General features: G+C 49.6%; 20 protein-coding genes. 16 read left to right on the top strand and 4 right to left on the bottom strand.

The window, feature by feature from the left end; genetic code table 11:
- Positions 1 to 6: 6 nt before the first annotated feature.
- The 4 genes from AB5H98_RS03810 to rpmH form a co-directional block, all read right to left on the bottom strand.
- Entirely contained in the window at positions 7 to 1,020 is a 1,014-nt protein-coding gene (locus AB5H98_RS03810; protein WP_367924591.1) for a YidC/Oxa1 family membrane protein insertase, read from the bottom strand.
- Positions 1,021 to 1,106: 86 nt separating this feature from the next.
- Positions 1,107 to 1,352 carry a membrane protein insertion efficiency factor YidD gene (gene yidD, locus AB5H98_RS03805; RefSeq protein WP_367924590.1) on the bottom strand — a complete coding sequence of 82 codons (246 nt, stop codon included), beginning with the start codon at positions 1,350 to 1,352 and terminating at the stop codon, positions 1,107 to 1,109.
- Positions 1,349 to 1,681: a ribonuclease P protein component gene (rnpA, locus tag AB5H98_RS03800; RefSeq protein WP_367924589.1), complete on the bottom strand. Its 333-nt coding sequence runs from the start codon at positions 1,679 to 1,681 to the stop codon at positions 1,349 to 1,351. Before rnpA ends, yidD begins: the two co-directional genes overlap by 4 nt.
- A gap of 134 nt (positions 1,682 to 1,815) precedes the next feature.
- Entirely contained in the window at positions 1,816 to 1,950 is a 135-nt protein-coding gene (rpmH, locus tag AB5H98_RS03795) for a 50S ribosomal protein L34 (RefSeq protein ID WP_349216011.1), read from the bottom strand.
- A 286-nt stretch (positions 1,951 to 2,236) separates the two neighbouring features.
- Between rpmH and dnaA the strand changes: the two genes are divergently transcribed.
- From dnaA to serS, 16 genes are all read left to right on the top strand, one after another.
- A complete protein-coding gene (dnaA, locus tag AB5H98_RS03790; RefSeq protein ID WP_367924588.1) occupies positions 2,237 to 3,538 on the top strand; it encodes a chromosomal replication initiator protein DnaA in 1,302 nt (433 codons plus the stop codon).
- 323 nt (positions 3,539 to 3,861) lie between these two features.
- Entirely contained in the window at positions 3,862 to 4,962 is a 1,101-nt protein-coding gene (gene dnaN, locus AB5H98_RS03785) for a DNA polymerase III subunit beta (RefSeq protein WP_367924587.1), read from the top strand.
- A 14-nt stretch (positions 4,963 to 4,976) separates the two neighbouring features.
- Positions 4,977 to 5,189 (top strand): RNA-binding S4 domain-containing protein, encoded by a 213-nt coding sequence (locus AB5H98_RS03780; RefSeq protein WP_367924586.1) that lies wholly within the window; start codon positions 4,977 to 4,979, stop codon positions 5,187 to 5,189.
- Positions 5,186 to 6,274, top strand: a complete 1,089-nt coding sequence (gene recF, locus AB5H98_RS03775; protein ID WP_367924585.1) for a DNA replication/repair protein RecF — start codon at positions 5,186 to 5,188, stop codon at positions 6,272 to 6,274. Before AB5H98_RS03780 ends, recF begins: the two co-directional genes overlap by 4 nt.
- 18 nt (positions 6,275 to 6,292) lie before the next feature.
- Positions 6,293 to 6,562, top strand: coding sequence for an extracellular matrix regulator RemB (remB, locus tag AB5H98_RS03770; protein WP_367924584.1), 270 nt, complete (start codon positions 6,293 to 6,295; stop codon positions 6,560 to 6,562).
- A 10-nt stretch (positions 6,563 to 6,572) separates the two neighbouring features.
- Positions 6,573 to 8,501 (top strand): DNA topoisomerase (ATP-hydrolyzing) subunit B, encoded by a 1,929-nt coding sequence (gene gyrB / locus AB5H98_RS03765; RefSeq protein ID WP_367924583.1) that lies wholly within the window; start codon positions 6,573 to 6,575, stop codon positions 8,499 to 8,501.
- 29 nt (positions 8,502 to 8,530) lie between these two features.
- The gene (gene gyrA, locus AB5H98_RS03760; RefSeq protein ID WP_367924582.1) at positions 8,531 to 11,059 is read left to right on the top strand and encodes a DNA gyrase subunit A; all 2,529 of its coding nucleotides are present in this window, start codon (positions 8,531 to 8,533) and stop codon (positions 11,057 to 11,059) included.
- Positions 11,060 to 11,073: 14 nt separating this feature from the next.
- A complete protein-coding gene (locus AB5H98_RS03755; protein ID WP_367924581.1) occupies positions 11,074 to 11,376 on the top strand; it encodes a hypothetical protein in 303 nt (100 codons plus the stop codon).
- Between the two features lie 115 nt (positions 11,377 to 11,491).
- Complete coding sequence (mnmE, locus tag AB5H98_RS03750; RefSeq protein WP_367924580.1) at positions 11,492 to 12,865, top strand: tRNA uridine-5-carboxymethylaminomethyl(34) synthesis GTPase MnmE; 1,374 nt, start codon at positions 11,492 to 11,494, stop codon at positions 12,863 to 12,865.
- Positions 12,866 to 12,899: 34 nt separating this feature from the next.
- Entirely contained in the window at positions 12,900 to 13,709 is an 810-nt protein-coding gene (locus AB5H98_RS03745; protein ID WP_367924579.1) for a metallophosphoesterase, read from the top strand.
- Entirely contained in the window at positions 13,706 to 15,601 is a 1,896-nt protein-coding gene (gene mnmG / locus AB5H98_RS03740) for a tRNA uridine-5-carboxymethylaminomethyl(34) synthesis enzyme MnmG (protein ID WP_367924578.1), read from the top strand. Before AB5H98_RS03745 ends, mnmG begins: the two co-directional genes overlap by 4 nt.
- Positions 15,598 to 16,296 carry a 16S rRNA (guanine(527)-N(7))-methyltransferase RsmG gene (rsmG, locus tag AB5H98_RS03735; RefSeq protein WP_367924577.1) on the top strand — a complete coding sequence of 233 codons (699 nt, stop codon included), beginning with the start codon at positions 15,598 to 15,600 and terminating at the stop codon, positions 16,294 to 16,296. The genes mnmG and rsmG overlap by 4 nt, the downstream gene beginning before the upstream one ends.
- A gap of 123 nt (positions 16,297 to 16,419) precedes the next feature.
- Entirely contained in the window at positions 16,420 to 17,244 is an 825-nt protein-coding gene (locus tag AB5H98_RS03730; protein WP_367924576.1) for a ParB/RepB/Spo0J family partition protein, read from the top strand.
- A gap of 147 nt (positions 17,245 to 17,391) precedes the next feature.
- Positions 17,392 to 18,162: a ParA family protein gene (locus AB5H98_RS03725; RefSeq protein ID WP_367924575.1), complete on the top strand. Its 771-nt coding sequence runs from the start codon at positions 17,392 to 17,394 to the stop codon at positions 18,160 to 18,162.
- The gene (locus tag AB5H98_RS03720; protein WP_367924574.1) at positions 18,159 to 19,028 is read left to right on the top strand and encodes a ParB/RepB/Spo0J family partition protein; all 870 of its coding nucleotides are present in this window, start codon (positions 18,159 to 18,161) and stop codon (positions 19,026 to 19,028) included. Before AB5H98_RS03725 ends, AB5H98_RS03720 begins: the two co-directional genes overlap by 4 nt.
- A gap of 5 nt (positions 19,029 to 19,033) precedes the next feature.
- Positions 19,034 to 20,323: a serine--tRNA ligase gene (gene serS / locus AB5H98_RS03715; protein ID WP_367924573.1), complete on the top strand. Its 1,290-nt coding sequence runs from the start codon at positions 19,034 to 19,036 to the stop codon at positions 20,321 to 20,323.
- Positions 20,324 to 20,519 lie beyond the last annotated feature (196 nt).

Here is a 20,519-nt window from a genome sequence, read left to right as displayed (position 1 = left end):
GTGCGCTTATTCATCTTTGTAACGTTCGTCTTCCATCTGTCGGGCACGCTCCAAACGGATTCGGTCCAGTTCCGCCTGCGACACATCCTTGACCACTTCCGCACCGTCTGCAGCTACAACTTTTACCTGTTTTTTCTTTTTACGTTCCGCACGTTTTGCCTCGATCTCTTCCTGAATCTGCTTTTTGATCTCTTCAGGGTTGTACATTTTCTTTAAAATGATGGACTGCACCAGCGCAAACAGGTTGGACGCAGTATAGTACAGAGAGAAACCAACGGGAACGGTAAAGGTAATGAAACCGAACATAATGCTCATGGCCCAGGGCAAGATTTTCATTGTTCCGTTCATCTGCTGGCCACTCATGCTCATGGTGATCACATTGACCAGAATCATGGACAAAACAGAGAGAACCGGAATGATGATGGCCATGCTGAAAAAGCCCACTTCGCTGGGAACCTGAGACAAATCAATGCCGAAGAACGTAAAGTTGAAGTTGACAACAGATTCCAGCTTATCACCCAGCAAATCGCTGAATGTATCGGGATTCTGTTTGACCAGGTTGATCAGCGTATTCTGCACAGTGTAATGCGCCGCATCCAGAGAAGTTCCCAGCGTCTCATTGGCCAGTGTAACCATCTCGTTGATTACATCCTTAGAGACCAAAAGTACATACTGAAGCGGACGATACACTACTTCAATAACACCGAAGATGACGAACATGTTCAGCGCCATGGGCAAGCATCCGGCAGTCATGGAAAAGCCTGCATCCTGCTGCAGCTTCATCATCTCTTCGTTCTGACGCTGCTTGTCATTGGCGTATTTTTTCTGAATCTCCTGCATCATGGGCTGGAACGCAGACATGCGCGCCGTGCTCTTTTGCTGCTTCACGCTCAACGGGAACATCAAAAGACGTGTCAGCAATGTGAAGAGAATCATGGTCCAGCCGTAGTTGGGAATGAACCGATAGATCCACTCCATGACCCAACCTAAAATGGGTGCGAGAAAACCGAAAATATTCATTTACATTTTCCTGTCTGCCTGCGCGGGGCGTTTTTTATTAGAGGGACGCGCGTGCGCGGCGCGCGTATTTAGGAGACTGATTCTGATTACCCGTTTTTCCATTTTCCCTTTGGAGGCACCGGGTCGATTCCTCCTTTGCAAAACGGGTTACAGCGCAATATGCGCCAAGCGCCCAAAAGAATGCCTTTTACAACGCCGTGTATCTCAATAGCCTGCATCGTATATTCTGAACAGGTGGGATAAAACCGACAATTGTTTCCAAGCAAGGGCGAGATGAACTTTTTATATCCTTTGATAGGCAGAATAAACAACTTTCGGATCCAATATCTCATTCCAAAATTCCCGCGCTCTGAAGCAATTTTTGCAATGTGATCGCCAGTTTTGTACTTTTCAGGCGCGGCGTGATCCCACGCGCCACAAGCACAATATCCACGGGCCCCACATCCTGACTGAGTACGCTGTACAGCGCCGCCCGCATCACTCGGCGAGCACGGTTGCGCTGCACCGCATTGCCGATCTTTTTAGTAGCAGTTAAGCCTACGCGTGTGTGACCTACGCGGTTTTTGCGCACATACAGCACAATGTGCGAATGCACGTATGATTTGCCGCGAGTATACGCACGTACAAAATCATTGTTTCTTGTGATCGGCTCATAGCGCATGTGCCAGAGACATCCTTTCCATTTGCGGATATAAGCAAAAAGGCCACATTTTGAGTGGCCTTTCTCTCAGCGGCCAAACACCGCCCGTTTCTGCTTTTTTATGCCCGGATCAAAATCCGAAAATTTCGCCTCAATTAGGCGGCCAATTTCGCGCGGCCTTTGCGGCGGCGTGCAGCCAGTACTTTACGTCCGTCGCTGCTCTTGGAACGAGCCAGGAAACCATGCTTTTTCGCGCGATGAATTTTCTTGGGCTGGAAAGTACGTTTCATCTTTCTTCCTCCTCTATGACCACAAGATATTGTGGATTTCTTTTTGTTTTTGTCAAGTGTGGCTGCTGATCAATAGAGACAGCCCTGCAAAATAGAACTATACCAGAAAAATACAGGGTTTGTCAACTGTTTTTTCCGGTTTTTTCTCCCTTTTCTTTTCGCGCATTTGAAAAGGCAGGTGTTGATTTCTCTTTACTTATATAATATAAGCATTGCGAAAAAGGCCCATTTGTGGTATACTTTATCTATCTATCGTATTGTATCATTAGGAGTTGTTTTGGAAAGTATGAATTCGTTCAACGAAGTATTCAGCGCGGTGAAGGAGTACTGCAACAAAAACGTGGCGAACGCCACCTACGAACTTTTTTTCAAAGACGTGGAAGCAGGAGATTTCGATGGAAATACCGCCACTTTGCAGGTACCTTCTGACTTTATGAAAAGTACCCTTGAAAAACGTTACATGGATCTTCTTTTGGAAGGCTTCCGCGCGATTTTAGGTTTTGAACCGAATATTCAGATCGTGCTGTCTGCCGCGCCGGCGCCCTCCACTGCTGCGCCTGTGCAGCAACCCGACGGAAACTATTCCTATACCTTTGAGACTTTTATCGTGGGTTCTACCAATAAATTTGCCCATGCAGCGGCTCAGGCCGTAGCAGCCAATCCTTCGGGGTCTTATAACCCGCTGTTCATTTGGGGAGATTCCGGACTCGGAAAAACCCATCTTTTGAATGCTATCAAAGCCGAAATTCAAAAGAACCATCCCGATTACAACATTGTTTACGTAGACGGTGAAAAATTTACCAACGAAATCATCACTGCCATTCACGACAACACCACTGCTCAATTTCACAACAAATACCGGGCAGCGGACGTTCTCTTAGTGGACGATATTCAGTTTATTGGCGGCAAAGAATCTACGCAAGAGGAATTTTTCCATACGTTTAATACACTTTACAACGCGGGAAAACAAATCGTCCTTGCTTCTGACCGGGCTCCAAGAGAAATTAAGAGCTTAGAAGATCGGTTACGCACCCGTTTTGAAATGGGATTGATTGCAGATATTCAGCCGCCCGATTTTGAAACGCGCGTGGCCATTATCCGCCGCAAAGCAGATTTGCTGGGTCTAAATATGCCCAACGATGTGGCCGAATACATTGCAAATCGTCTCAAAAACAACATTCGTCAATTAGAGGGCGCTGTGAAAAAGCTGGACGCCTATCGGAAGTTGGAAGGCATTCAGCCGGTAATTGGCGCAGCGCAAAATGCCATTAAAGATATTCTCAATGAGATTCAACCTGTGCCCGTGACCGTAGAAAAAATTCTTTGTGAGGCTGCGCGAACTTACAACACTACGCCTGAAGCGCTGCGGGGACCTACCCGGCGCTCCAACGTATCCAATGCCCGCAAGGTCAGCATGTATCTAGTACGTGAAATTACTGGCATGAGCATGGAGGACATTGGCCGTGAATTTGGCGGCCGTGACCATTCTACGGTGGTTTACTCGATCAGCGACATCCAAAAGAAAATGGACACGGACCCGCGCACCAGAGAAACCATTGAAGATATTATGAAGAATGTGCGGTCTTAAAACTGCCTTTGAAAGTTGTTCCACTTTTCAACACTTTTTTCAACATTCAACATGAGTTTTCAACATATCTTTCTTTTCAAAAATTTCCTATGTTGAAATTCACAACTTTTCCACACTTCTTACACGAAAAGTGAAAAACCGAAAAGCGCTTTTAAAAAGCCCGTTTACAAACATCCTTCAACAATTCAACCGACCCTACTACTACGATTACTTTTTATTTTCTATTTTACTCAAAATTTTGAAAAACACCTTCTTTCTACTTTTTGAAAAAATGGTTTCTTTTTCAAAACAAAAGCCAAGACTTAAAAGAAAAGAGGAACTTTATGAAACTGACCTGTGACCGCGCTCTGCTGGCCAATGCCATTGCGGGCGTTTCCAAAGCTGTGACACAGCGCAGCAGCATTCCCGTTTTGGAAGGAATCCTGATGAAAGCGGAAGGATTCAGCCTGACATTGACTGGATACGATTTGGAGATGGGAATCACCACCACCATCGAGGCCAATGTACTGGAACCGGGCGATGCAGTTCTGCCTGCAAAACTCCTGGGCGATATGGTACGTCGTCTTCCCAGTGAGGAAGTAGAAATCAATGCACAGGATTCCGGTGCCACCACCATCAAGGGCGGTATCACAGAATTTGACATTATGGGCCTGAACCCGGGGGATTTCCCGGATCTGCCCAATCCCGGTGCGGATAAAACTTTGGACATGAACACTGCGGATTTGCAAGAAATGGTAGACACCACACTGTTTGCTGTTTCTACGGACGATAAAAAGCCCGCTCATACCGGCGCTTTGTTCTCCATCACTCCGGAACAATTGACAGTGGTCGCATTGGACGGATACCGGCTTGCCATTATTCACAAACCGGTCATGGCCACCAAGGAGATCGACATCATTATCCCGGCTAAGACCCTGAGCGAAGTAGTAAAGCTCTTTGGCGAGGAAGACGAAGTGGTTCACATCTCCGCAAATCGTCGGTTTGTGGTGTTTGCAACCCAAACTTATACCGTAATCAGCCGTTTGATCGAAGGCGAATTTTTGGACTACACCCGGGTCATTCCCGAGGGATATAAAACTCGCGTGACCGTGGATGTGCGTGATTTTTCTACTACCATCGAACGCGCCAGCCTTATCATCACCGAACGGCTGAAAAATCCTCTGCGCGTTTTGTTTGACGATCACATCACCGTTCGCTGCCAGACGACTCTTGGAAAAGTGGTAGACGAACTGCCTGCTGAAATCGAGGGAGAGCCTGTAGAGATCGGATTCAACAACCGGTACCTTTTGGATGCGCTTCGTTATTCCCGTTGCGACAAACTGGTATTTGAGTTGAGCGGACCTTTGTCTCCGGTAAAAGTACTGCCAAAAGACGGAGGAGACTTTTTGTTCCTGGTACTGCCGGTCCGTTTTAAAAACGACTGAGTCGGAGGCAGTGTATGAAAACTATTTCAATTCAAACAGAATTTATTAAACTGGATGCTCTTTTGAAATTTTCCGGACTTTGCGAGACTGGCGGAGAGGCAAAAAATGCGGTGCAGGATGGCCTTGTAAAATACAATGGCGAAGTATGCACCATGCGCGGAAAAAAAGTGCGGCCGGGCGACAGAATCGAATTTGACGGAGATGTCATCGAGGTAACAGGCGCGTGATTTTAAAACATTTGTCCGTGCAGGATTACCGAAACATTCAAACGGCTGAATTTGCACCTGGCAGAGAACTGACGGTGATTTGCGGTCAGAATGGCCAGGGAAAGACCAATCTTCTGGAAGCCGTTTGGATGTTGACCGGAGGAAAAAGTTTTCGTGGTTCCAAAGACGCGGAGTTGATACGTGAGGGCTCGTCTTTTGCAATTGTAGAAGGTGAAAGCGAAGCTGAGACCAGAGAAAATCATATTCGGATTTTCATTGGCGATGGAAGCTCTGGAAAAAAAGGGCGCAGTGCCAAAGTCAACGGCGTGGATCATGGTCGAGCTTCTTCCATTGCGGGCACGTTTACTGCAGTGGTGTTTGCACCGGGTCACCTCAGTCTTGTAAAAGGTGGGCCGGACGGCCGGCGAAAATTTTTGGATGCTGCTTTGTGTCAGCTCTATCCGGATTATATTACTCTTTTGCGCCGTTATACCCGGCTTGTCAGCCAAAAAAACGCGCTTTTAAAACAATACTACCAAACATCCGGTGCCACAGAACTTTTGGATGTATTTGATGAAAAGCTTGCCGACGCAGGCACACAACTTAGCTGGCGACGGCAAGCTTATCTTGCGCAGATAGAACCGGATATTTTATCGATTTATCGAGATATTTCTAGCGGTCGTGAAACATTAGAAATTCGGTATGAGGCTTCATTCACAAAAGAGAATCCTCTTTTGGAAGCGATTCGACAAGCAAGGCAAAGGGATCTTGCGGCCGGGTTTTGTACGGTGGGGCCTCACCGGGAAGATTTCTGTTTGTTTTTGGACGGGCGTGACGCCAAAAGTTTTGCAAGCCAGGGACAGCAGCGGTCTGTGGTGCTGAGTTTGAAGTTGGCGGAAGCGGCGGGTGCTCAGAAAATCACCGGAGAACATCCGGTGATGCTGTTGGATGACGTACTCAGTGAGTTGGACGATGTGCGGCAGGCCTATCTTTTGAGCCGGATGGAACATCGGCAGACCATTGTAACCGCCTGCGACGCCGCGTTGTTTGCAAAGACCGATGGAAAAGTGTACCGGATGGACAGCGGCGTTTTGAGCGAAGAATGATCGTGAAAAGGAGAGGCTATGTATCTGCATCTTGGACAGGACTGCATCATCCGAACAAAAGATATTTTAGGAATTTTTGATTTGGATTCTTCCACGCTTTCCAAACATACGCGGGATTATCTGGCCCGTGCAGAAAAGGAAAAACGAGTGGTAAATGTGACCACGGAGCTTCCAAAAAGTTTTATTGTGACCACAGGTGAGAATGCAAAAGTATATATCAGTCAAATTTCAGCAGCCACGTTGAAAAAGCGCAGCGGTTACATCGACGATATAGCGATTACGAAATAGGAGAATGGGAATGTCTGAACAAAACACAAATCAGCATGAGTACGACGGCAGCCAAATCCAAGTTTTGGAGGGGCTGGAAGCGGTGCGCAAGCGCCCGGGTATGTACATTGGTTCTACAGGACCACGAGGATTGCACCATTTGGTGTATGAGATCGTGGACAATGCCATTGACGAGGCTTTGGCTGGATTCTGCAATCACATTGAAGTGACCATCAAAGAAGACAATGTCATTGAAGTCACCGATAATGGACGTGGTGTACCTGTGGATATTCAGCCGAAGCTGGGGATTCCGGCGGTAACGGTTGTGTTCACAATTTTACACGCGGGCGGAAAATTCGGCGGCGATAACTCCGGTTATAAAGTATCCGGAGGCCTTCATGGCGTGGGTGCCAGTGTTGTAAATGCCCTGAGCGAGTGGCTAACCGTCACTGTGCGCAAGGACGGATATATGTACCGCCAGAGCTTCCATCGTGGTGTGGCCGATGCCGATTTGCAGAATTTGGGAGCTACGGATCTTCCCAACGGAACCACAGTTACGTTCAAACCGGATCCCGAGATGTTTGAAGTACTGGAATACGATTATGAGACTCTCAATGTACGGCTGCGCGAAGAAGCGTTCTTGAATGCTGGCGTTCGCATTACCTTGACGGATGAGCGCAAGGGCAAAGAACAACAGGAAAGCATGTGCTACGAGGGCGGCATTCGCAGCTTTGTAGAGCACATTCATGCCGAACAGGGTTTGGAAGTGCTGCACCCGGACGTGATTTATCTGAAAGGCAAGCTGAATGACTCTGTGGCAGAAGTAGCCATGCAGTACAATGATAGCTTTAAAGAGTGCATCATTTCTTTTGCGAACAACGTGAATACGCCCGACGGCGGTACTCACGAAGAAGGATTTAAAACAGCTCTGACTCGTGTGTTCAACGATTTTGGACGGGAAAAAGGCTACATCAAGGAAAAGGACGACAATCTGTCCGGTTCCGATGTGCGCGAAGGTTTGACGGCTGTGATCAGCGTGAAGCTGACCGAGGCACAATTTGAAGGACAGACTAAGGCAAAGCTTGGAAATACCGAGATTCGCGGTCTTGTTTCGGGCATGGTGTACGACAAGCTCAAGGAGTTCTTTGAAGAGAACCCCGCTGTTGCAAAGGCGATTTATGAAAAGGCTATGCAGGCGGCCCGCGCCCGAGAGGCGGCCAAGCGTGCCCGGGAACTGGTGCGCCGGAAATCGGCCTTAGAAACTAGCCGTATGCCGGGAAAATTGGCGGACTGTCGAGAAAAAGATCCCTCTAAGACTGAAATCTTTATCGTCGAGGGTGATTCCGCCGGCGGTTCGGCCAAGCAGGGTCGTGACTCCAACATTCAAGCCATTCTGCCTTTGTGGGGCAAAATGCTGAACGTGGAAAAAGCTCGCATCGATAAAGTGTACGGCAATGATAAGCTGACCCCGGTGGTCACGGCTCTGGGCTGTGGATTGGGCGAGGATTTTGATATTTCCAAGCTGCGTTATCACAAAGTGTTTATCATGGCCGATGCGGACGTAGACGGCAGTCACATCGCTACGTTGCTTTTGACTTTCTTCTTCCGGTTTATGCGGCCTTTGATCGAGGGCGGGTATGTATACATTGCTCAGCCGCCTTTGTTCCGCATTCAAAAAGGACAGAAAATCAAATATGCGTACAACGACGCTGAGCTAAGCCAGATGATGGCAGAAATGGGTCAGGGCGCTAAGGCAAGCCGCTACAAAGGCTTGGGCGAAATGAACCCGGAACAGCTTTGGGAGACCACTATGAACCCGGAAAATCGCGTGATTGTGCAGATCACCATTGAGGATGCCATCAAGGCGGATCAGACATTCAGCATCCTGATGGGCGATAAGGTGGAGCCTCGTAAGAATTTCATTGAGAAAAACGCCCAGTACGCAAATTTGGACGTGTGATTTGACAGATGGAAAGTGGAGAATAGATTATGATTGAAAATTCGATCACGGAAGGCACACGCCTGATTGTACGTGACATTAAGGAGGAGATGGAGTCAGCCTTTATCGACTACTCCATGTCTGTTATCACGCAGCGCGCGCTGCCCGATGTGCGCGACGGCCTCAAGCCCGTGCACCGGCGTATTTTGTATACCATGCATGAGCGCGGAAACGATCCCAGCCATCCTACCCGCAAATCTGCGGACACGGTAGGTGCGGTGCTGGGTTCCTATCACCCCCATGGCGACGCATCGGTATACGATGCCATGGTGCGTTTGGCGCAGGATTTCAGCTTGCGTTATCCTCTGGTAGACGGCCAGGGCAACTTCGGTTCTGTGGACGGCGACCCTCCTGCGGCTTATCGTTATACCGAGGCGCGCATGAGCAAAATCGCTGTGGAACTTTTGCGGGACATTGATAAAGATACGGTTGATTTTCAGCCGAACTTTGACGAATCCAAAAAAGAGCCTACGGTGCTTCCCTGCCGCATTCCGAACCTGCTTGTAAACGGGTCTCAAGGCATTGCGGTGGGTATGGCCACCAACATTCCGCCCCACAATCTGCGAGAAGTGATCGACGGTATTGCTGCGCTGATTCACGACCCGGATATTGAACTGGCCGGTTTGATGGAGCACATCAAGGGACCGGACTTCCCCACGGGCGGTATCATTATGGGCCGGTCTGGTATTCGGGCGGCTTATGCGACAGGCCGCGGCAAAATTACGCTGCGGGGCCGGGCACAGATTGAAGAAAAAGCCAATGGCCGCTTCCAAATCATTGTGACCGAAATTCCTTACATGGTGAATAAAGCTCGTTTGATCGAGAACATTGCCGATCTGGTAAAGGACAAACGAATCGAAGGAATCTCCGATTTGAACGATGAGTCCGATCGCAAGAAAGGTATGCGCATTGTCATCGAACTCAAACGTGAAGCAAATCCTCAAGTGGTATTGAATCAGTTGTACCGCTATACGCAGTTGCAGGATACCGTTGGCGTGATCATGCTGGCGTTGGACGGCGGTGTCCCTAAGGTCATGACCTTGAAAGAGATGCTTCAGAAATATCTGGACTTCCAGAGCCAAGTGGTGCGCCGTCGTACGGCTTTTGATTTGAAAAAAGCTGAGGAACGTGCACATATCTTGGAAGGTCTGCGCCGGGCCGTCGATATTGTGGATGATATCATTGCCACCATTCGTGGTTGCAAAGGCGGAAAGGCCGAAGCAAAAATCGCCATCATGGAGAAATTTGGCTTCGATGATCTTCAGGCCACTGCCATTGTCAACTTCCAATTGGGTCAGTTGGCAGGACTTGAAATTTTGAAGATTGAGACCGAGTTGAACGAACTGCATGAAAAAATCAGTGAGTGGCGTTCCATTCTTGCAGATGAGCAAAAAGTTCTGGAGATCGTGGAAGACGAATTGAATGCTCTGCGGGAAAAATACGGCGATGATCGCCGTACTGAAATTGCCCATGTGTCTGGCGAAGTAGACATTGAGGATCTGATCCCTGAGGAACAGTGTGTGTTCACTTTGACACATGCGGGATATATCAAACGCCAGCCGGCGGATACCTACCAGGCTCAGCGCCGGGGCGGCCGCGGCATCACGGCACTCAGCCGCAAGGAAGAGGACTTCGTAGAGGAGTTGTTCCTGGCATCTACGCACGATCATTTGCTGTTCGTCACAGATTTGGGACGAGTGTTCCGTCTGAAAGGATATCAAATCTATGAGGGAAGCCGCACTTCCCGTGGCGTGAACATTGTAAACCTGCTGCAATTACAGAATGGCGAGCAGGTCACCAATATGATGCGTGTGCCGGAGGAGACGGAAGGCGCATATTTGGTGATGGTCACAAAACAAGGCATCATCAAACGCACAGAACTTTCTGCATACAACAATATCCGTAAATCCGGCTTGATTGCTATCACGCTCAATGAGGGCGATGCGCTGGCATGGACGGGAATTACCGATGGACAGAAAGATTTGATTCTGGCTACTCGTGGTGGTGTTGCCATCCGCTTTAAAGAAACCGATGCACGTTCTGTAGGCCGCACGGCCATCGGTGTGCGCGCCATTCGACTGGCTCCGGACGATTATGTGGTGGGTGCCGGCATTGTGCGCGAGGATGCCACCGTTATTACTGTTACCGAAGAAGGCAAAGGACGCCGCACATCGGTAAATGGCTATCGCACGCAATATCGTGGCGGAAAAGGCATTCGCAACTACGGAGAAAATGGTCATGTGGCCGGTATCCGCGTGGTGGATGACGACGATGATATCATTCTCATCAGCATGGCCGGTATCATTATTCGCATGCATGTGGCGGATATCCATCCCCAGAGCCGATACGGTTCCGGCGTGCGTGTGATGCGCCTTGCTGAAGGAGATCGGGTGGTGACTGTGGCTCGCACGGAGCGCAGCGATGAGGAAGAAGTTTCCAAACCTGAAGACAGCGGTGAAGACGTGACAGAGGAAGAAGCCGCTGCACTCAGCGAACAAGAAGAATCTGAGGAAGAATAAGGAGGCTTTTTGCGATGGATATGCGCAACTGGAATGTAGATAAATCTCAAATGGAGAAACAGCAGCAGGAACTGAAAAATAAAATGACCTTCACCTATGTTGGTCACGGCCCTAAGGCCACGGGATTTTTGTCTAAGGAGTTCAAACGCAAACCCGGCCTGTATGCCCGCTGCACCACATGTGGCTATTATATGCCTCTGGATGCTAAAGGCGAGGAAGTGTGCATTTGCGGAAATTTGCACCGCACAGAGCACGATTTTAAAACCGAGCTGCCTGCCAATGAGATCGAAATCTTCAAAGGCCAGCAAAAAGGCTAACGGTACAGAGAATTTTTATTCGAGGGCAGTGCCGCGCACTGCCCTGCTTTTTGTAAAAAAACAAATTGTATAATATATTAGAAAATTGCTTTTTGTATAAAAAGGGGAACCATCGATGATGCAGGAAAAGACCATAGCGGCCATTGCCACGCCGCCGGGCGTAGGAGGAATTGCCATTGTACGCCTGTCCGGAGAAAAAGCCTATGAAGTGGCGAGTCGTGTATTTCGTCCGGCCAATTCCAGCAAAAAATTGGAACAGGCAAAAGGATATACGGCGATGTTCGGTCATTTTATACAGAATGACCGCGTGTGCGATGAAGTGGTGGCATTGTGTTTCCGTGCTCCTCACAGTTACACTGGCGAGGATGTGGTGGAACTTTCCTGCCATGGGGGCAGCGCAGTCAGCGGACAGCTTTTGCGTGCTTGCTTCGATGCAGGCGCACAGCCTGCCGGTCCTGGAGAATTTACAAAACGCGCACTTTTGGCTGGTCGTATTTCTTTGACACAGGCCGAAGCAGTGATGGATTTGATCGGTGCTACCTCCAAACAAGGGGCGGCCGCGGCTGCAGCCGCGATGGAAGGTGCGCTGTATCGTAAAATTGAAAGAGTGCGGGAACACTTGATTGCCCTGGCTGGCCATATGGCGGCTTACACCGATTATCCGGAAGAAGATGTGCCCGAACTTTCTATGGAGACGCTGGAGTCCTCTCTGAAACAGGATGTGGATGAGCTGGAGGCATTGATTTGCGGTTATGATACGGGCGCTGTATTTCGGCGTGGCGTGGAAACGGCCATTGTGGGAAGTCCCAATGTAGGCAAGTCTACACTGCTGAATTTGCTTTCTGGTTTTGAGCGGGCCATCGTCACCCCGGTGGCGGGCACCACGCGGGATGTGGTGGAACAGGAGATTGAGCTAGCCGGCGTACGGCTGCATTTGGCAGATACTGCGGGCATTCGTCAGACTGAAGATGTGGTAGAAGCTGAGGGAATCCGCCGCAGTTTTGCCCGTTTGGAAAAGGCTGGATTTGTTCTGGCTGTGTTTGATGCGTCGAAGCCTGCGGACGAGGAAGATGAGATGCTGGCTAAAAAGTGTGCGGGCCGTCCGGCGTTGGCCATTCTCAATAAAACGGATCTGCCGCGCCGGTTTGATGAGCAAATCATTGCTCCTTATTTTGGAAAAATCGTTTCCATCAGTGCCAACGACCCGGCTTTTTTGTCTACGGTGGAGCAAGCTGCGGCTGAGGTTTTAGGCATAGCAGATCTGGACCCGGATGCGATGCTGCTGGCCAATGAACGGCAACTGGCTTGTGTCAAAGCAGCGAAAGCAGCGTTGTGCGAGGCACTGGATGCTGTTTGTGCCGGTTTTACACTGGATGCAGCAGGCGTATGTGTGGACGACGCACTCAATGCGCTGTATGAATTGACTGGAGAAAATGCATCCGACGATGTCATCGACCGGGTTTTTTCAGAGTTTTGTGTTGGAAAATAATAACGTTAATACGTTATTTTATGGAGTATAAAACATGCGAGCACACAAAGGAATTTTTTGGAACTTAAAAAAAGCAATTGCAAGACGCGAGGCAAACCAGCCGTTGCTTGTGCGCAGATATGCGTTCAAAGGTCCGGGAAAACTTCGGCTGATTCAACTCACCGACCTTCATTTGGACGATCGGACGGACTGGGATGGATTGCAGGCATTGGTGGACCGGGTCAATGATCTGCGGCCGGATATCGTAGTGTTTACTGGCGATCTTGTATGCAAACCGGATCCTTTTGTGCAGTGGGAGAAAGCCGCAAAAATTTTGCGCGGCATTCAAGCGCCGAGCGGGAAATTTGCTGTTCGGGGCAACCACGATCTTTTGGGCGCGGACCAAAAAGCCCTGCGGCTTCTTTACGAAAGCGGCTTTGTATTTTTAAAAAATCGGGTAGTCAGAACTCATGCACCCGACGGGACGCCGGTGACCATCGGCGGTTTAGATGATATTTATTTTCAGGATTTATCGAGGCCTGCCTGCCTTTTGCCCATGCGCTATACAGCGGGTATCCGGGTGGTTTTGATCCATGAGCCGGTGCTGGCAAAAAAAGTTCCACGTGGAACAGCCGATTTGATTCTTGCGGGACACAGTCACGCAGGACAGGTGTATGCGCCCGGGTTGTGGCGCATTTGGATGACAAAGAAAGTAGGACATTATCTGCGTGGATTTTATCGCGTACACGGAATGCCCTTATACGTCTGTGCGGGATTGGGCGAGAGCGGGCCAGGATTTCGTCTGTTCTGCCGCCGGGAACTGACGGTTTTTGATTTCAGCCATACGAGGAGAGAAGAACTTTGAATCATTTGGGAGATTTTGATGTGATTGTCATTGGTGCAGGCCACGCGGGCATTGAGGCGGCCTGCGCTGCCGCACGTCTGGGCGTGTCCACTGCATTGTTTACCTTGACTTTGGACGGCGTGGGAAATTTGCCCTGCAATCCATCCATCGGCGGTACAGCCAAGGGACATCTTGTGCGCGAAGTGGATGCTTTGGGCGGCGTAATGGGGATTGCGGCCGATGCTACTTTTTTGCAAAGCCGGATGTTGAACATGGGAAAAGGTCCGGCGGTGCATTCGCTGCGGGTGCAGACGGACCGCAAGCGTTACCATATGTACATGAAAAAGGCTTTGGAACAAACGCCTCATCTTCAGCTCAAGCAGGCGGAAATCACTTCCCTCACCTTTGAAAAAGACGAAAAAGGAACCCATGTCACCGGTGTATGTACCAATCTCAATGGTTTTTATGGAGCAAAGGCAGTGGTCCTTTGTACAGGTACTTATCTGGGAGGACGTATTTTTGTGGGCGATGCCAGTTATGCAAGCGGTCCGGATGGTCAGCATGCGGCTTGTGAACTGACAAAATGCCTCAAAGAGGCGGGACTTCCCATCCGCCGGTTCAAAACAGGCACGCCCGCCCGGGTGCATCGGCGCAGCATTGATTTTTCCGTTCTGGAAAAACAGAGCGGTGATGAGCACATTCAGCCTTTTTCTTTTCTCACAAAGGGCGAAATGAAAAATCAGGTGGATTGCTACATTGCTTATACCAATGAACAGACTCATCGCATTATTTTGGACAATTTGGACCGCTCTCCCCTGTACGGCGGCAAAATTGAGGGCATCGGACCTCGGTACTGCCCTTCCATTGAAGATAAGGTGGTGCGCTTTTCCGAAAAGCCCCGGCATCAGATATTTGTAGAGCCTTGTGGTCTGGATACGGAAGAAATGTATTTGCAGGGCATGTCCTCCAGTCTTCCGGAGGATGTGCAAAATGCTATGTACCGCACCATTCGAGGATTTGAGCATCTGGAAATCATGCGTCCGGCCTATGCCATTGAATACGACTGCATTGACCCCACTGCCCTGTTCCCTACGCTGGAGTGCAAGGCTGTTTCGGGTTTGTATGGCGCGGGACAGTTCAACGGAACTTCGGGTTACGAAGAGGCGGCGGCACAGGGGCTTTTGGCAGGTGCCAACGCCGCACGTCATGTACAGGGCAAAACAGGAGTGGTCCTTCCCCGTCAGAGCAGTTATTTGGGCACACTGGTGGATGATTTGGTCACCAAGGGCGTCATGGACCCTTATCGTATGATGACGAGTCGGTCCGAGTATCGGCTTTATCTGCGGCAGGACAATGCCGATGAACGCCTGACGCCGCTTGGTCGAGAATTGGGACTGGTGGACGACGTGCGCTGGGAAGATTATTGCCGGCGCCGGGACATCAAACAGGCGGAACAAGAACGTCTTCGTCAGACGACGATTCGCCCCGTACAGGCAAATGCAATTTTGCAAGAAAAGAACGAGCCGATTCTCTCCAGTGGCTGCAATGCGGCGGAACTTTTGCGCCGACCGGCTCTCCATTATGAAGACATTGCAAAAATGATTGGAGAAAACAATGATGTGACGCCTTTTATTGCTTATTGTATCGAAACAGAGATCAAGTACGAGGGTTATATCAAACGGCAACAAAGTCAAATTGCCCATGTGCAGCGTCAGGAGAAAATGGAGATCCCGGCGGATTTTGACTACGCACCGCTGAAAGGTTTGAGCCTTGAAGCAAGAGAAAAACTGGCCAAGATCCAGCCGCGCAATGTGGGACAGGCTTCCCGCATTCCCGGTGTCAGTCCGGCGGACATTGCTTGCCTGACCATTGCACTGGCTGCCCATAGAAAAACAACGGAGGAACACTCATGATTGATCAGAACCGCCTATTGCAAAAGGCTGCTCAATTGTCGCTGGATCATGTGCCAGTTCAGGCTTTGGACCAATATGCCCAGCTTTTGGTGGAGTACAACCAAAAAGTGAATCTGACTGCCATCACCGATCCCGAAGGTATTGAGGACAAACATTTTATTGACAGTCTGTTGTTTGCGGCGCAGCCCGAAGTGTGCGGCAAAGTGGTAGATGTGGGAACCGGCGCTGGTTTTCCCGGTGTAGTGGCAAAGCTGTACAAACCGGAATTGGAACTGACGCTGATGGAACCCACGGGCAAACGGGTGGAGTTTTTGCGTTATGTGTGCGCAGAACTGGGCATTCAGGCGGAATTTGCCAAAGAACGGGCCGAAGAAGCTGCTCGCAAAATCTGGCGGGAACAGTTTGATGTAGCCACTGCCCGCGCAGTTGCAAATCTGTCTATGTTGGCTGAGTACTGCCTTCCTCTGGTCAAAGTGGGCGGATGGTTTATTGCGCTGAAAGGCGCAGGTGCTATGGATGAAGTGCAGGGCGCACAAGGTGCCGTGAAAAAATTGGGCGGCGAATTTGTCAAATCCAAAGACTTTGTTCTTCCGGACGGCAGCCTGCGCAGTTTGCTGTTTTATAAAAAAATATCGCAAACTCCCTCCGTTTATCCCAGAAACGGTGGAAAAATTGCAAAAGCTCCCTTAAAATGACAAACCATCGTCGAACAATGTAAATGGAAAATACTGGAAAAATAAAACGTTCCATGCTAGACTTTTTCTTGGAAATGCTGGCATGGAACGTTTTGTTCTGTGTCCGGAGAGGACGGATGAATTTTGATCAGAGAGCGTATGACGCAGCCGGTGAAGGTAGTTTATCTGCCCATCGACAGCATTACGCCTTCCCCTTTTCAGGCGCGCAAGAATTTTCCGCAAGAGGATATTAAAAAATTGGCTTTAAGTATTTTGCAAAATGGACTTTTACAGCCCATCAGTGTGCGGCCTATGTCAGATGGCACCTATCAGCTCATTGCAGGGGAACGGCGTTGGCGTGCCTGCAAAATGGCTGCGATGAGTACTATTCCCGCGTTGATTTATCACTTTGAGGATGAGAAGACCGCGGCATTGAGTCTTTTAGAGAATCTTCAGCGAGAACAGCTCAATCCCTTTGAACAGGCTCGTGCATTGCGAGATCTCTTATGCCTTTGGAACTGCACACAGGAGGCAGGTGCCCGGCGTTTGGGGATTGCTCAGCCCACACTGGCAAATAAACTTAGATTGTTGACACTGAATGCAGAGCAAGAAGAAATCTGTACGAAAGCCAACTTGACCGAGCGGCACGCTCGGGCTGTGCTTCGACTTCCGGATAGCGAAATGCGCACCAAAGCGCTGAAAGTAATTGTGCAAAACAATTACAATGTACAGCAGACAGAACAGTTTATTACCAGAGTACTGGAAAACAAGCCTCGTCCAAGACGGCGTATGATGGTCAAGGACGTGCGTATTTTTGTCAATACCATTGAACGGGCATTGAAAATGATGACCGGAAACGGAATTCCCGCAACGGCCACAAAAAACGAGCAGAAAGATTATATCGAATATGTAGTGCGCATTCCTACTTCCCGGGCTGTGCAGAATGTTCCACGTGAAACAAAAAAGTAATGAGAGACCGCGATGATTGCGCGGTCTTTTTTTGTTCCACGTGGAACAGAGATTTTTCCTCTTTTAAAAGCAATTTCACTGTGATATACTGTATACGTATGCTGCCGTAGGTAAAAAATTGCAAAAATAACAGGAGGAACCGGTATTTTGGGAAAAGTAGTGGCGGTCGCAAATCAAAAAGGCGGTGTGGGAAAAACAACTACCGCAGTAAATCTGGCTTCCGGCGTGGCTGCCCAGGGAAAAAAGGTCCTTCTGGTGGACCTGGATCCACAGGGAAATACTACCAGCGCGTACGGCGTGGCCAAAAGAAGCGTGGAAATCAGTGTATATCAACTTTTGACTGGCGAAAAAACAGCGCAGGAGGCTTTGGTTCATACGCCTTACCGGGTGGATTTGATTCCATCCAATATTCAGCTTTCCGGAGCAGGCATCGAACTCATTGGCCTTTCTCGACGGGAGGCAAGACTTCGCGAAGCGCTGACGCCAGTAATTGGTCAGTATGATTTTATTTTTATCGATTGTCCCCCTTCTCTGGATTTGCTCACACTCAACGGCCTGTGTGCCTGCGATACGGTTCTGGTTCCCATTCAGTGCGAATTTTTTGCACTGGAAGGTCTGTCCGAATTGATGAGTACGATTCGTACCGTCAAAAAAATGTACAACCCTTACATTGACATTGAAGGGGTCCTGCTCACGATGTACGACGGACGGCTGAACTTGACGCTGCAAGTGGTGCAGGAAGTGAAAAAGTTTTTTGGCAACAAGGTATACAAAACCACCATTCCCCGCAATGTGCGCCTGTCGGAGGCGCCCAGTTTCGGCGCTCCCATCAATTATTACGATGGCGGTTCCAAGGGTGCAGAGGCTTATGCATTCTTAGCGGCGGAATTTATCAAGAACAACCGGAAAGAAGGGTGATCCATGGCAGCAAAAAAAGCGGACTTGGGCGCGGATTGGATTTGTTGTTCCAAGACACAGGCGCCTCTACCGCAGATGACGGCATCACCATGTTGCGTCTGACGGAAGTGGAACCGGACAAGGCTCAGCCCCGTAAGTATTTTGACGACGCAGCTTTGGGAGAGCTGGCAGACAGCATTGCGGAACACGGCGTATTGCAGCCTATTGTGGTGCGGCAGATCCCCGGCGGCGGATACAAAATCGTGGCCGGTGAGCGGCGCTGGCGTGCGGCCCGGGTGGCAGGGTTGGAGCAGATTCCGGGACTCATCAAGGACATCAGCGACCAGCAAGCGATGGAGCTGGCTTTGATTGAAAATCTTCAGCGCGAGGATTTGGACCCGGTGGAAGAGGCTTCCGGTTATCGTCAACTGATGGACCGGTGCGGCTATACCCAAGAGACAGCCGCGCAGAAGCTGGGAAAAAGCCGCAGCGCTGTGGCCAACAGTTTGCGCCTTTTAAATCTTCCCGAAAAGGCGTTGGAAGATTTGAAAAAAGGACGGCTGACTCCCGGTCATGCCAAGGCCATTTTGGGACTTCCGGATGAAGAAAGTCGTCAGCAGGCGGCCGATTGGATTGTAGAGCGAGGCCTCAGTGTGCGTGAAGCAGAGCAGCTTTGCCGCAACATGATGAAAAAGCCTCGCAAACGCAAACCTACTTTGCTCCCTCCCCTTCCCAGTGAGGTGGAACTCAGCCTGAAAGAGGTGCTGGGAACAGAGGTCAAGGTGCGGTATAAGGATGGAAAAGGTGAATTGCAGGTGCACTTCTACTCCGATGATCAACTCAAGGAGTTTGCAAACCTGTTAGGGAAATATACGAAGGAGAAATAAGAGTCATGTTGGATATCAAATTTGTCCGGGAAAATCCGGACGCTGTCAAAGAAAACATCAAAAAGAAATTCCAGGATCAGAAATTGCCTTTGGTGGATGAGGTCATCGCTCTGGATGCGGAAAACCGCGCCGTGATCACTGAGGCAAGTGAGCTGCGTGCTCAGCGCAACAAACTGTCTAAGAGCATTGGTGCTCTGATGGGACAGGGCAAAAAAGAAGAGGCAGAAGAAGTCAAAAAGCAAGTCACTGCACAGGCGCAGCGTCTGAAAGAGCTGGAGGCCAAAGAAGAAGAGCTGGAAGCCAAAGTGCGGGAGATCATGCTGGTCATTCCGAACATGATCGACGCCAGTGTTCCCATTGGTCCGGACGACAGTTACAATGTGGAAGTGCAGCGCTTCGGCGAAGCAAAAACCCCGGATTTTGAAATTCCTTATCACACCGATATTATGGAGCGGTTTGACGGCATCGATTTGGACAGCGCCCGCCGTGTAGCAGGAAACGGATTTTATTATTTGATGGGCGATATTGCCCGTCTCCACGAAGCGGTTCTGGCCTATGCCCGCGATTTTATGATCGATAAGGGATTCACCTATGTGATTCCTCCTTTCATGATGCACGGCAGCGTGGTACAGGGCGTGATGAGCTTCCCCGAAATGGACGCTATGATGTATAAAATTGAGGGAGAGGATCTCTATCTGATCGGCACTTCCGAGCACACGATGATCGGACGCTTTGTGGACCAGATCATCCCCGAGGCACAGCTTCCTCTGACGCTGACCAGCTACTCCCCCTGCTTCCGCAAGGAAAAAGGCGCCCATGGTTTGGAAGAGCGCGGCGTTTACCGCATCCATCAGTTTGAAAAACAGGAAATGATCGTATTGTGCAAGCCCGAAGAGAGTATGGACTGGTACGAGAAACTGTGGCATAACAGTGTGGAACTGTTCCGCAGCCTGGACATTCCTGTACGTCAGCTTGAGTGCTGCTCCGGAGATTTGGCGGATTTGAAGGTCAAGAGCTGTGACATCGAAGCTTGGAGCCCCCGCCAGCAAAAGTATTTTGAGGTATGCTCCTGCTCCAACTTGGGCGATGCGCAAAGCCGTCGTTTGAAGATTCGCATCAAAGGCGAGGACGGAAAGAACTATCTGCCTCACACGCTAAACAACACTTGTGTGGCACCTCCCCGCATGTTGATCGCCTTCTTGGAAAACAACCTTCTGCCCGATGGCCGCGTGAAAATCCCCGAAGTTCTGCGTCCTTATATGGGCGGCAAAAGCGAACTTGTGCCCAAGCATTGATGTTTTTATTTCCAAAAATTGGAAAACGGCTGTATTCCTTGGAATACAGCCGTTTTTTGCCAAAAAAGGAAAAGAAAAGTGTTGACAAAAGTACGCTGAATCTGTATAATAGCAAATGCACCAATTTGGATGGTGTTTGAAATGGCGGTATAGCTCAGTTGGCTAGAGCATTCGGTTCATACCCGAAGTGTCACCG

Source organism: uncultured Ruthenibacterium sp. (assembly GCF_963558415.1).
In the GTDB taxonomy this organism is placed as follows: domain Bacteria; phylum Bacillota; class Clostridia; order Oscillospirales; family Ruminococcaceae; genus Ruthenibacterium.
The sequence above is the reverse complement of the archived record's forward strand: the minus strand, read 5'-3'. Positions and strand labels throughout refer to the sequence as shown.